This window comes from Nocardioides sp., from assembly GCF_036493135.1.
Lineage (GTDB): Bacteria > Actinomycetota > Actinomycetes > Propionibacteriales > Nocardioidaceae > Nocardioides.
Map to the genome: position 1 here is coordinate 18471 of NZ_DASXQG010000018.1, position 11865 is coordinate 30335.

General features: G+C 70.1%; 16 protein-coding genes. 11 read left to right on the plus strand and 5 right to left on the minus strand.

The window, feature by feature from the left end; translation table 11 throughout:
- The first annotated feature begins 128 nt into the window (after window positions 1-128).
- The 5 genes from VGJ24_RS03120 to VGJ24_RS03140 all read left to right on the plus strand — a co-directional run bounded on the left by VGJ24_RS03120 (window position 129) and on the right by VGJ24_RS03140 (window position 4155).
- A complete protein-coding gene (locus tag VGJ24_RS03120; RefSeq protein WP_331499031.1) occupies window positions 129-866 on the plus strand; it encodes an aminoglycoside phosphotransferase family protein in 738 nt (245 codons plus the stop codon).
- A 77-nt stretch (window positions 867-943) separates the two neighbouring features.
- Window positions 944-1285 carry a metalloregulator ArsR/SmtB family transcription factor gene (locus VGJ24_RS03125; protein WP_331499032.1) on the plus strand — a complete coding sequence of 114 codons (342 nt, stop codon included), beginning with the start codon at window positions 944-946 and terminating at the stop codon, window positions 1283-1285.
- Between the two features lie 23 nt (window positions 1286-1308).
- Entirely contained in the window at window positions 1309-1773 is a 465-nt protein-coding gene (locus VGJ24_RS03130) for an SRPBCC domain-containing protein (RefSeq protein ID WP_331499033.1), read from the plus strand.
- 259 nt (window positions 1774-2032) lie between these two features.
- Window positions 2033-3187: a TIGR03118 family protein gene (locus VGJ24_RS03135; RefSeq protein ID WP_331499046.1), complete on the plus strand. Its 1155-nt coding sequence runs from the start codon at window positions 2033-2035 to the stop codon at window positions 3185-3187.
- Window positions 3188-3387: 200 nt separating this feature from the next.
- Window positions 3388-4155, plus strand: a complete 768-nt coding sequence (locus VGJ24_RS03140) for a class I SAM-dependent methyltransferase (RefSeq protein ID WP_331499034.1) — start codon at window positions 3388-3390, stop codon at window positions 4153-4155.
- A gap of 37 nt (window positions 4156-4192) precedes the next feature.
- On the opposite strand, the gene VGJ24_RS03145 is transcribed toward VGJ24_RS03140, so the two are convergent.
- The gene (locus tag VGJ24_RS03145; protein ID WP_331499035.1) at window positions 4193-4609 is read right to left on the minus strand and encodes a carboxypeptidase-like regulatory domain-containing protein; all 417 of its coding nucleotides are present in this window, start codon (window positions 4607-4609) and stop codon (window positions 4193-4195) included.
- Between the two features lie 107 nt (window positions 4610-4716).
- Here VGJ24_RS03145 and VGJ24_RS03150 point away from each other — a divergent pair, with 107 nt between their 5' ends.
- A complete protein-coding gene (locus tag VGJ24_RS03150; protein WP_331499036.1) occupies window positions 4717-6459 on the plus strand; it encodes a DUF2207 domain-containing protein in 1743 nt (580 codons plus the stop codon).
- Between the two features lie 41 nt (window positions 6460-6500).
- On the plus strand, window positions 6501-7061 hold the full coding sequence (locus VGJ24_RS03155) for a LemA family protein (RefSeq protein WP_331499037.1): 561 nt from the start codon (window positions 6501-6503) through the stop codon (window positions 7059-7061).
- A 6-nt stretch (window positions 7062-7067) separates the two neighbouring features.
- Here VGJ24_RS03155 and VGJ24_RS03160 read toward each other — a convergent pair whose 3' ends face one another.
- Window positions 7068-7682, minus strand: coding sequence for an alpha-ketoglutarate-dependent dioxygenase AlkB (locus VGJ24_RS03160; RefSeq protein ID WP_331499038.1), 615 nt, complete (start codon window positions 7680-7682; stop codon window positions 7068-7070).
- A 245-nt stretch (window positions 7683-7927) separates the two neighbouring features.
- Between VGJ24_RS03160 and VGJ24_RS03165 the strand changes: the two genes are divergently transcribed.
- Window positions 7928-8647 carry a GntR family transcriptional regulator gene (locus VGJ24_RS03165; protein ID WP_331499039.1) on the plus strand — a complete coding sequence of 240 codons (720 nt, stop codon included), beginning with the start codon at window positions 7928-7930 and terminating at the stop codon, window positions 8645-8647.
- Here the strand turns inward: VGJ24_RS03165 and VGJ24_RS03170 are convergent.
- Window positions 8637-9011, minus strand: coding sequence for a hypothetical protein (locus VGJ24_RS03170; protein WP_331499040.1), 375 nt, complete (start codon window positions 9009-9011; stop codon window positions 8637-8639). The two genes, VGJ24_RS03165 and VGJ24_RS03170, sit on opposite strands and share 11 nt — an antisense overlap.
- A 186-nt stretch (window positions 9012-9197) precedes the next feature.
- Between VGJ24_RS03170 and VGJ24_RS03175 the strand changes: the two genes are divergently transcribed.
- The 3 genes from VGJ24_RS03175 to VGJ24_RS03185 are packed head-to-tail and all read left to right on the plus strand — an operon-like array spanning window position 9198 to window position 10599.
- Window positions 9198-9926, plus strand: coding sequence for a copper homeostasis protein CutC (locus tag VGJ24_RS03175; protein ID WP_331499041.1), 729 nt, complete (start codon window positions 9198-9200; stop codon window positions 9924-9926).
- The gene (locus tag VGJ24_RS03180) at window positions 9923-10195 is read left to right on the plus strand and encodes a DUF4031 domain-containing protein (RefSeq protein WP_331499042.1); all 273 of its coding nucleotides are present in this window, start codon (window positions 9923-9925) and stop codon (window positions 10193-10195) included. The genes VGJ24_RS03175 and VGJ24_RS03180 overlap by 4 nt, the downstream gene beginning before the upstream one ends.
- Window positions 10195-10599 (plus strand): VOC family protein, encoded by a 405-nt coding sequence (locus tag VGJ24_RS03185; protein ID WP_331499043.1) that lies wholly within the window; start codon window positions 10195-10197, stop codon window positions 10597-10599. Before VGJ24_RS03180 ends, VGJ24_RS03185 begins: the two co-directional genes overlap by 1 nt.
- A gap of 143 nt (window positions 10600-10742) precedes the next feature.
- Here the strand turns inward: VGJ24_RS03185 and VGJ24_RS03190 are convergent, their stop codons facing one another.
- Both VGJ24_RS03190 and VGJ24_RS03195 read right to left on the minus strand, forming a co-directional pair.
- A complete protein-coding gene (locus tag VGJ24_RS03190) occupies window positions 10743-11333 on the minus strand; it encodes a hypothetical protein (RefSeq protein WP_331499044.1) in 591 nt (196 codons plus the stop codon).
- On the minus strand, window positions 11330-11865 hold a 536-nt coding region (locus VGJ24_RS03195), incomplete at its 5' end, for an amidohydrolase family protein (RefSeq protein WP_331499045.1). The genes VGJ24_RS03190 and VGJ24_RS03195, both read right to left, overlap by 4 nt.

Genomic DNA, 11865 nt, shown 5'->3' on the forward strand with positions numbered 1-11865 from the left:
CGCCGTGCCGCCGTCCGCCTCACTCAGATGTCGATGCGCGGTGCCTCGACCTACGGCGGTGACGCAGCGATGCAGTCGCATCGACGAACGCGTGGGGACATCGGTGGTCGTCGGCGATACTGGCCGTCGTGGAGGAGGTGGAGGTTGTCGTCGCCCATCAGGAGCGAGCGACCCTCCGCGTCGGAGACGTCTTCCTGAAGATCGACGCCGACCAGACGCGCACCGACGTCGAGGTCGAGGCGATGGCCATAGCGCCGATCCCGACTCCGGAGGTCCTGTGGCGGAAACCGCCCGTCCTCGCGCTCGCCGCTCTCCCGGGGACCGCACTCGGCCGCCTCGGCGAGCCGTCGACCGCGTCGTCGGCGACGTGGACTGCGGCGGGTGCCGCCGTACGGACGCTGCACGACGCGCCGCTGCCGCCATGGCCCGGTCGGAGCCTCGACGAGATCGCATCGGAGCTCGACAGCGAATGCACGTGGCTCCTCGCGAACGACGTCCTTCCCACCGACCTGGTCACGGCCAACCGCCGGATCGCCGAGACCGCGGTCCGACCCTGGACACCGGTGTTCGCGCACGGCGACCTGCAGGTCGCCCACGTGTTCGTCGACGGTGACGAGGTCACCGGCGTGGTGGACTGGTCCGAGGCAGGTCAAGGTGATGCGATGTACGACCTCGCCAGCCTGACGCTCGGACACCGAGAGCTTCTCAGCGACGTCCTCGCCGGCTACGGCGCTGATGCCGACCTCGACGTGATCCGCGCCTGGTGGTCGCTGCGAAGCCTGACCGCGATCCGCTGGCTGGTGGAGCACGGCTTCGACCCGTCCTCGCCAGGCTGCGAGGTCGACGTACTGAGGTCCCAGTTGTGAGGTCGCACCACGCCGACGGCTACCACGGTCGCTCTGCAAGACCTTGACACATGTCGATATTGGAATACATTGATCCGGTGGCGCGTGCTTCGACAACATCGGATGTCTTCAACGCCGTTGCCGAGGTCCACCGTCGCGAGATCCTGGACGTGCTGATCGTCGGTGAGAAGGCGGTCGGGGCGATCGTGGGCGACCTGTCGTTGTCCCAGCCGCAGGTCTCCAAGCACCTCCGGGTGCTCAGTGAGGTGGGACTGGTCAGGTGCCGGGCGGAGGGTCGCCGCCGGCTGTACCGCCTGGCTCCGGAGCATCTCCGGCCCGTGCACGACTGGGTGGCCAAGTACGAGCAGGCGATGAACGCCCGACTGGACCGGCTCGACGACTACCTCCAGGAGCTACAACGACAAGGAGAACGGCAGTGAACTCTCGTCGGCATGGGTCTGCAGTGATCGAGTTCCCCAACGAGCTCGAGATCGTGATGATTCGAGACTTCGATGCTCCGATCGGTCTGGTCTTCGATGTGTTGACCAAGCCCGAGCATGTGAGCAAGTGGGGCGCTACCCCTCCGGACCGGATGCTGGAGTGCTCGATCGACCTGCGCGTCGGAGGGGAGTACCACTCCTCCTTCCTGACCGAGGACGGAAGCGAGTTCACGTTTCGCGGGACCTACCTGGAGGTCGAGCCGCCGATCCGGACCCGCCAGACGTGGCTGTTCGAGCTCTGGCCGGAAGCGGAGGCGGTCGAGACCATAGAGCTGCACGAAGCCGGCGGAGTGACGACGTTCACCTGGACGCTGGCGTTCAAAGACAAGGCCGGCCGCGACCACATGTCCAGCTTCGACGGCCGACAAGACAGCCTCGACGAAATGGAAGACATCCTCAAGTCACTTCTCGACCCGAACCGCGCCTGAGGCGAATCTGTCTCATCGCAGCTGTCGGGCACTCTCACGCCGCCGAGCGCTGGTTTGACTTCTTGACACGTGGGCGGCGGGTCACGGTGCCGGCAGGCGCCGTGGACAGACAGCCGGCCGACATCCGTATCCGACGTGAACCGTGGTCGACGCAGGTACGTGTTCCCAGAGGGCATGTTCAGTGCCGGACGGTCTGGTGCTGCGTGCCGGACTGGAGGTACCGGGGATGATTTCACGCATTTCGATGGCGGAGGGCGCGATGCGAACGGGTTCGAAGGGCCGTCCGAGTGGGGGTCGCAGGGCGCTGGCGTTGATATCGGCGGGGGCGATAGCCGGCCTTGCGGCCTCGTTGGCGGTGCCGGCCTCGGCGTCGCCTGAGCACGGATCGAGGGGTTTCCGGCAGATCGACCTCGTCTCCGACCAACCGGGAGTGGCTCGGTTGACGGACCCGGATCTGGTCAACGCCTGGGGTCTGTCGGCCTCTCCGGGCACCAACGCGGCGCCAGGGTCGCCGCTCTGGGTGTCGGACAACGGAACGGACAAGACCACGCTGTACACCGGCGCTTCGGCCACGACGGTGAGCAAGTTCCTGGCCATCGACGTCGCCTCGGGGACGCCGACCGGCCAGGTGTTCAACACCGATGCCACCGGATTCGTGATCCACGACGCCGCGGGCCACTCCGGACCGGCGCGGTTCATCTTCGACTCCGAGAGCGGCGGCATCGACGGATGGAACCAGACCGTCGGTGCGATCGGCACAGCGCCGTCGATGGTGACGGAGGTCGCGGTGAAGAACGGCGCGAACGCGGTGTACAAGGGTCTGGCGATCGCCACCGCGTCGGACGGACATACCTACTTGTACGCAGCCAACTTCCGTTCCGGACGCGTCGAGGCCTACGACGACACCTTCACTCCGGTCGAGCTACCCGGGGGGTTGTTCGTCGATCCGAGGATCCCGGCCGGGTATGCGCCGTTCAACGTCCAGGAACTGGCCGGCAAGCTGTACGTCACCTACGCGAAGCAGGACGCGACCCTGCACGACGACGTCGCGGGCCATGGCCATGGTTTCCTCGACGTCTTCACCAACGACGGTGCGTTCGTCAAGAGGCTCGTGACTCGAGGCGTCCTGGATTCCCCGTGGGGTCTGGCACTGGCCCCGGGAGGTTTCGGACGATTCGGCGGTGACCTGCTGGTCGGCAACTTCGGCAACGGTCGCATCAACGTCTTCAACCTCAGGACCGGCGCGCGAGAGGGTCAGCTGCGCAAGCCGCACGGGAACCCGATCACCATCGACGGGCTGTGGGGGCTGCGATTCGGCAACGGCAACGCCGCCAGGACGAACGAGCTGTTGTTCAGCGCTGGACCGGATGGCGAGTCGCACGGTCTCCTCGGCAAGATCGTCGCCGTGCAGTAGCGCAGATCGCGGACTCAACGGCTGTCCGCAGACGGGGTGGCCGGGCCACGACCCCGGTCACCCCAGGCCTCCTCGGCATCCGGACGGACGTGACCCGGACGCTCTGCGTCGCGCCGGTCGAGGGCCACCGATACAGGTGCCCTGTTGCTCACGGTTGAGGGTGCGCATCCGCGATGCCGCCGGGTCGCCGACGTGTGAGGATGGCTGCCGTGACAGAGCGCGCCTTGAGCTTCGGCTCGGTGGCAGCGGCGTACGAGAAGTTCCGGCTCGGCTACCCCCAGAAGCTCGTGGACGAGGTCCTCGCCTATGCGGATCGTCCGGTCCGTACGGCGCTGGAGATCGGTGCGGGGACGGGCAAGGCGACGCGTGCGTTCGCCGCTCGTGGCCTGTCGTTGACCGCCACGGATCCTGACGCGGCGATGCTCGCCGAGCTACGTCGTCACGTCCCGGGCACGGTGACGACGGTGCGGGCGGCCTTCGAGGAGCTCCCGCTCACTCCGGCCTACGACCTGGTCTTCGCGGCGGCGTCCTTGCACTGGACCGAACCGGACCAGAGATGGGCGCGGGTGGCCGCGATGCTCCGGCCGGAGGGCGTCTTCGCGTCCTTCGGCGGGCCGCTGAGGCTGGCCGACGGTGACGTCGAGGAGGCGGTCCGGGCGGCTCGCGCGCCGTTCCTGGTGGACGACGAGGTGCCGTCACCCGATGGGACGCCCGCCGAGAACGTGATGCAGTGGCCCGGGACCGAGCTCGTGGGCTCCGACCTGTTCACCGACGTTCGTCAGTCCACCATCGAACGGCGTGCGAGCATCTCGGGGCACGACTACGTCGGTCATCTCTCGACGATCTCGGCCTATCTCGAGCTACCGGAGCCGGCCCGCGAGCAGGTGCTCGGCCGGATCCTCGACGTGCTGCCCGAGCGGGTGACGCTGGTGGGAGACATCACTCTGCACCTGGCCCGACTGCGGTGAGAGCCGATCGGGTGACGATCCGCAGCCGGGCGCAGGCCTACAGGTGCTGCAGCCTGAACGGTGTCTGACGTCCCTGGCCGAACGAGCACGCGGCGGGCCAGGACGGAACGACGTGGTGGTTGCAGCCGACCCAGCCGGTCTCGTAGTGGACCGCGCTGCCGTTGACCCGGACGTCGAGCTCCTCGTCGGCGGCCGGTAGTCCCTCGATCCGGAACCTGCCGGCCGATCCGCTCTTGTCCGAGCCGAGGAGGTGGTCGGTGTTGATCCGGAAGACCTTGACCGTGGCTCCCTTGACCGGGTCGCCGGTGGCCGGGTCGATGAGCTTCCCGGAGAAGAAGCCGTCCCTTCGGTCGGCGCCGGCATGAGCCGGACCCTCGACCGACAGCGTCGTCAGCGCGAGCGGAAGAACGCTCGCGGCCAGGGCAGCCAGGGAACGCCTCGTCGTGATGCCCACCCGGCGAGGATAGGGAGTACGGCGGGCAGCGACGGCCCGTTCGCAGAAATTTGAAGGAACCCGTAGATGGTTCTTGGCGACGGCTCCGCACCCCTAGTCTCAGCGCCATGAGACGCGTCCTGGTCACCGTGGTCGCCGCGGTGGCACTGGCGGTCGTGATCGTGCTCCCGGCCCTCGGCATCCAGTCCGACGGCTCGAGCAGCGACTCCGAGGACACCACGATCACCACCTACGACGCGGACTTCCGCGTCGCTGCGAACGGCGACCTGGCGGTGACGGAGAAGCTCACCGTGGACTTCCCGGGCGTCGGCAAGCACGGCATCTTCCGGTTCTTCGACCGGTACGACGCGAGCGCGCCCCGCGCCCTGCGCACGCCGTACGACATCGGAGTGAAGATGGACGGGCACCCGGAGCCCTTCGACATCTCACATCGCTCGCACGGCCGATACGTCGTGCTGCGCATCGGCGACCCGAACGTGACGGTCGGGCTCTCCCAGCACACCTATCTGATCAGCTACCGCATCGACGGGGTGCTCGAACCCGGGACCGACGGTTCGCCGACGCAGTTCTACTGGAACCTGATCCCCGGCGGCTGGACCCAGAACATCCAGGGCGTGCGCCTCGTGGTGCACCTGCCGGCCCGCGCGGCCGCGGTCAAATGCGCCGTGGGGAACGGCTCCGGGCTCGGGTGCCGCGCTGCTGGTGAGGGCACGAACACCCTCACGGTCAAGGGGCGCGGCCTCCCGCCGTACACGCCGATCACGGTCCAGGCCGGCCTGCCGATCGCGACACCGCCGCCCGGCGAGACGCTGCCGTGGTCGGCGAAGCTCGAGCCGGTGCTCGGTGATTCCGTGGGCGGCCTCGTCACGGTCCTGGTCCTGGCGTTGCTCGCCGGCGCCGCCGGGCTGGTGCTGGCGCGGCGGGCGTTCGAGCGGAAGCCGGCGTTCCCCGTGCAGTACGCCCCGCCGCCGGACGTCGGCCCGGCCGAGGCGGCGTACGTGATGACCGAGAAGGTCGACCAGCAGGCGTTCGTCGCGTCGCTGCTGTGGGCGGCCCAGCAGGGCGCCGTCGACCTACGTCGCGACGGCGACACGTGGACGATCACCGACAAGTCTGGCCCCGCCGGATGGGCCAACCTCGACCGCGCCACGACGGCGGTGGCACCGCTGCTGGGAGGCGCGGGGGGTCAGTTCACGGCCTCGCGCAAGGACGTCGCGAGTGGGCGGGTGCTGCAGTCGAGGATCGCGGCGTTCCAGAAGGAGACGAAGGACTGGGGTGTCAGCAACGGGTTCCTGGCCAAGACCGGGCTCGGCAGCCTCGGTGCCATCGTCGTCGTCCTGGCCGCCATCGTCGCCGGGTTCGCGGGGTTGACCACCTGGTTCGGGATGAGCATCACCGCCCTGGTGCCCGGCGCCTTCGCGCTGGCCGCCTCGCCGCTGCTCACACCGACGTCCGAGACGATCCGGACGGCGAAGGGACGCGACCTGTGGTCCCGCCTCGGCGGGTTCGAGCGGATGCTGTCGACGCCGTCGAGCAAGGAGCGCTTCGACTTCTCGGGCCGACAGGAGCTCTACACCGCGTACATCCCCTGGGCGGTCGCGTTCGGGTGCGCCGACGAGTGGGCGAAGAAGTACCGCACCGAGGTGGGCGCCGAGCCGCCGGTGCCGACGTACCTCGGGGCGTACGCCGGGGTGCGCACCGGTGACTACGTGAACTCGATGGTCAGCGACTTCTCCTCGACCGTGTCGAGCTCGATCTCGGCGTACCAGGCGACGCAGTCCCACAGCAGCGGAGGCGGCGGCTTCTCCGGTGGTGGCGGTGGTGGCGGTGGTGGCGGCGGTTCCTGGTGACCGCCATGATGTGCACACCAACGGGGAAGGACTGAACGCCCATGCTGATCTGGATCGTCGTCATCCTGGTCGTCGTGCTCCTGGTGGGCTTCGGCGTGGTCGGCTTCAACAGGCTGCGCCGCGCTGATGTGGGCGCGCAGGAGGCGCTCGGCGGCATCGACGTCCAGCTCACCCGCCGCGCCGACCTGATCCCCAACCTCGTCGAGACCGTCAAGGGGTACGCCGCGCACGAGAAGGGCGTGCTGGAGAACGTCACGGCCGCCCGTGCCCGCGTCCAGCAGGCGGCCGCGGGGAACGACGTGAAGGCCAAGGCCGAGGCGGACGCCGCCCTGCAGGGGTCGCTGATCAACCTCAACGCGGTCGCGGAGAACTACCCCGACCTCAAGGCGAACCAGAACTTCCTCAACCTGCAGAACCAGCTCGCCGACACCGAGAATCAGATCTCCTTCGCGCGGCAGTACTACAACGACGCCACCGCGACGCTCAACAAGCTGGTGCGCACCATCCCCTGGATGCTCTTCTCCGGCATGGCCGGCGTGCGGCAGCGGGAGTTCTACGATGCGCCGGCCGGCCAGGAGCAGGCGCCGAACGTGCAGTTCTGAGGGCCCTCAGAACACACCTCGCGGGCGGAACTGCACCGAGATCCGTGGCCCGGCCTGGGCGACCTTGGGTACGGCGTGCTCCCACGTGCGCTGGCACGAGCCGCCCATCACCAGCAGGTCGCCGTGCCCCATCTCGAACGAGATCGAATCGCCCCCGCCGCGGGGCCGCAGCGCCAGGCGTCGCGGGTCGCCGAAGGACACGATCGCGACCATTGTGTCGACGGTGCGACCACGGCCGAACCGGTCGCCGTGCCAGGCCACGCTGTCGCGCCCGTCGCGGTAGTAGCAGCACCCGGCGGTCAGGAACGGCTCGCCCAGCTCCGACCGGTAGTGCTCCGAGAGCGCGTCGCGCGCCCCGTCGAGCAGGGGGTGGGGGAGCGGCTCGCCCTCACCGTACGTGTGCACCAGCCGGGGCACGTCGACCACCCGGTCGTACATCTGTCGTCGCTCGGCCCGCCACGGCACGTCGGCCACCAGCCGCTCGAGCACCTCGTCGGCCCCGGACACGAAGTCACGGCGTACCTCGACCCAGGCACCGCGGGTCAGCGGGTGGCGCTCGGTGTCGGTCAATGAGCCCAGCCCGGCGGCCGGCGTCTCGAAGAGCGTGCCCTGGAAGTCCACGCACCCGAGGATAGCACCGGATCGAACAGATGTTCGATCCGTCTGGCCGCCCGAGATCCCTCCGTGTGTTCCTCGCACCGGCCGTCGTGATCGGAGTGCCGGCTGCGGTGCCGCCGGCCCACCAGGTGGCTCGCCACTCGATCCGCCGCCTGACCTGCACGGGAGCCGCGATCTCGCCCCCGATCGAGGGGTTCCGGCGCGGATCTCCCCCGACCACGACGTCCGGACGTCCTAGACTCGCGGCCGTGGATGAGGTGGCCGTGCCTCTCGGAACGACGTTGAAGCACGTCCAGGTGCGCGAATACGTCCGCGACCTGATCCAGGATCTTCCCGAGGGCGCCCCGGCACCCTCGGAGCGCGAGCTGATGCAGCACTTCGGCGTGGCGCGGATGACCGTGCGCCAAGCGATCGACGCGCTCGTCGCCGAGGGTCTGCTCGAGCGCGCACCGGCGCGCGGCACCTTCGTGTGCAAGAGCCCGAGGTTCATCTCGAGACCGATGTCGTTCACCGAGGACGCCCAGGCCCGCGGCTGGGACGTGACCACGGAGACCCTCCAGTCCGGGCTCGGCCAGGCCGGCCCCGGCGTCGCCAAGGCGCTCGGCATCACGCCGGGCGACTCCGTCGTCCACTGGCGACGTCGTCGCCGACACGCCGAGGTCCCGCTGTGCTACCAGGACGTGTACCTCAACGAGATCCTGCTCCCCGGCTTTCTGCAGACCGGACTTCCCGACAGCCTCTACTCGCAGCTGGCCGCTCGCGGGCTGCGGCCGACGGCCGCGGAGGACAAGCTGACCGCGGACCTCGCGAACGCGGTCGACGCCGACCTGCTCGACCTCAAGATGGGCCAACCGGTGCTCCGCCACTCGCGCCGCGGTCTCGTCGGCGACGTCGTGATCGAGCTGTCGCGCTCGGTGTACGCCGGCTCCCGGTTCACCTGGTGGAGCCCGCTGACCATCAGCCGGTGAGGCCGGCCGGGCCGACGTCTCCCAGGTGACCCAGCGGGGCGACCGCGAGCCCCGACTCCTCGCACACCCACTGCGGCGACGGACCGCCGATGTCCGGCTCGATGTACAGGGAGTGCTCCGGCGCCTCCGGGTCGCAGGCCAGGCACATCGGCCATCGCCCGACGCTCTCGAACAGCGCGTCCTGCACGTCCTGCGCGACCAGCCCGGCGACGTACACCGTGCCTTCCGGCCACTGGTCGGCCCACCAGCCGCGGTTGGCGCACGCGTCCTCGAGGGCATCGACCGCCTCCGGGGTGGCGCGCTGACGGGCCACGAGGTCGGCCAGTACCAGGGCCCGGGCGGCCAGCAGGAGGGTGTCGTCCACATCTCGATTCTGCAACGCAGTCCATGAGCGGGCTCCCGAACGCCCCACCTCAGCGCGGACGGGCGGGTCGGCGATGACCTGCTCGACGTCGCGGAAGATCGGGAACAGGTCCCAGAGCAGCTCGGACTCGAGGAGCGTGTGGCGCGCTCCATGAGGGACAGCCGGGTTCCGTCCTACGCTGAGGCCATGCCCGAGGCGAGGTCCGGAGTCGTGCTGGAGGTCGCGGTCGGCGACCCACGCGACGTACCGGGGGCGGCCGAGGGTGGCGCCGGCCGGTTGCATGCGGCGGTGCGCGGACCGACCTGCGGGCTGTCGCCGGAGCCGGCGCTGGTGAGCGCGATCTGCCGGGAGAGCGACCTGCCGGTGTTCGTGCTGCTCCGGCTGAACGACTCGTGGTCGACGACGGGCGGTGAGTTCGCGCGGCTGGTCGGGCTGGGAGAGGACTATCTGGCGTGCGGCGCCACGGGGGTGGCGTTCGGGTTCCTCGACGCCGACCTCGAGATCGACACCGAGACCTGTCAGCTGCTGCTCGACCGGATGCCGAACGTGCCCTGGACTTTCCACCTCGCGATCGACTCCTCTCTCGACCCGCGTCGCTCCTGGCGGCGGTTGCTGCCGCTGCCGCGCCTCGTGGCCGTGCGCACGGCCGGTTCGCCACGCGGGATGTCGGCCGGGTACGACGACCTGCTCGCCACGATCACGCCCGAGATCGCACCTCTCGTCATGCCGGGCGGAGGCCTCGCGGCCGAGCACGTGCCGTGGCTGCTCAAGGCCGGGGTCCGGCAGCTCCACCTGGGCGAGCAGGTGCGGCCGGGTGGCTCCGCCAAGGCATACGTCGACGCCGGCTACGTCCGCTCGTGGCGCTCCATGGTGGACGACCTGGCCGACGGTCACCTCGACGATGGGGACCGATGATCCTGATCGACCCACCCCTCGTGCCCTCACGCGGCCGGATGTGGTCGCACCTGGCCAGCGACTCGTCGTACGACGAGCTCCATGTGTTCGCCCGCCACCTCGGCATCCCGGAGCGCGGCTTCGACCGCGACCACTACGACGTGCCCGGGGAGTGGTACGACGAGGCGGTGGCGGCCGGCGCGCGGCCGGTGACCTCACGGGAGCTGGTCATGGCGCTGGTCATGGCCGGGCTGCGACGCCGCAAGCAGCCGTCTCTGGAGGAGGAATGATGCGCGGACGCGAGAACAAGGGTCCCGAGACCGACCGGTGGGAGCGCAAGGACTGGTGGGGCGTCACGCTCGAGGCGCCGGATCCTCATGCCCTGCTGGTGTTCTGGTCGGCGATCCTCGACAAGCCGATCTGGAGCGAGTCCGAGTCCGGTGGCTCGCTCGACTTCGGCGAGGGCGTGGGGTCGCTCGGGGTCCAGAGAGCGGACGTCTACGAGCCGCCGGTCTGGCCGCCCGAGCCGGGCCGGCAGGGCATGCAGCTGCACCTCGAGGTCGAGGTGACCGATCTCGAGGCCGCGGTCGCCCACGCCGTCGAGCTCGGCGCCACGGTGGCGGACTTCCAGCCCCAGGACGACGTACGCGTGCTGCTCGACCCCGCCGGTCACCCCTTCTGCCTGTACACCTGATCGCCGAAGTGGGCCTTCTCCGCCCCCGAAGTGGGCCTTCTCCGGCCCCGAAGTGGGCCCTCTCCGGCCCCCAGGTGGGGAGTCTCCGAGCTCCCCGCCGCGGAGAATCCCCACCTGGACCGCGGAGAACTCCTCCTTCGGCGTCACCTCAGCCGGCCGAGCTCCCGCTCGAGGTTCCTCCGGGCGGCGGGCTCCCAGTGCTCGCGCCCGAACGCCGTGTGGAACAGCTGCCCCCGGCCGGCCAGGTCGTGCAGCACCGCGGCGCGACCGGTGGCGAAGTCGGCGTCCAGGAGGTGGGCGTAGTCGCGACGCACGCCGGCGAGGTAGGCGTCGTACCGCTCCGGCGGTGAGGCCAGGATCGCGAGGTCGGCGTCGCAGAGCGCCTGCCCGGCCGGGTCGTCGGTGGCGGGGTCATGGGTCTCGGTGAGCCGGACCAGCCGCGCCACCTCGTCGGCGTACGACGTGCCGGCCAGCGCCTCCTCGGCCCAGACGGCGCTGCGCTCCTCGGCATCGCGCTCGCCGTCGTAGACCGCGTCGTGGAACCACGCGGCCAGCCCGGCCAGGTCCTGGTCGAAGGCGACCCCGGCCGCCGCGAGGTCGTCGAGCCGGTCGAGCACCTCGGTCAGGTGGAGCGTGTCGTGGTAGCCGCGGCTCGGGTCGTCGTACGCCGCCAGCAGCGCGTCGCGGACGTCGGCGAGCTGGGGCAGCGGCCAGCGTTCGGCGAGATCGGTCATCGGACCGGGACACCGTCCTTCCAGACCCGACGTACTCGCGAGTCGAGCCCGTCGAAGGACCACGGATCGCCCTCGACGGCGTCGCTGGTCGACGTACGCCAGACGCCGGCAGCGTCCAGGCCGAGCCGGTGCATCAGGGCCAGCTCCTCGAGCCGGCGTGCGTGCGGAACCACCGGGCAGTCGGTACCCATCGCCATCGGGATGCCTGCGTCGAGGGCCATCGCGAACGACCGGGCCGAGGCCTCCTTCGCGCGGGGCAACCAGGGCGGTGCGTCGGGTCCGGCCTCCTCCCCGTGGACGGCGGGCAGGGTCGGCACCAGCCAGGTGTCGTGCTCCGCCATCGCCGCAACCGCCTCTTCGTCGAGGAACCACCCGTGCTCGATGCTGCGCACACCGGCCCGCGCCGCGCTCTCGGCGGCTCGGGCGCCGTGCGCGTGCGCCATCACGGGTAGGTCGTGACGCGCGGCCTCGGCCACGATCTCGGCGATCCCGTCGTCGGCGATCTGCTGGTACTCCGCGTCCGGCCGCGTCG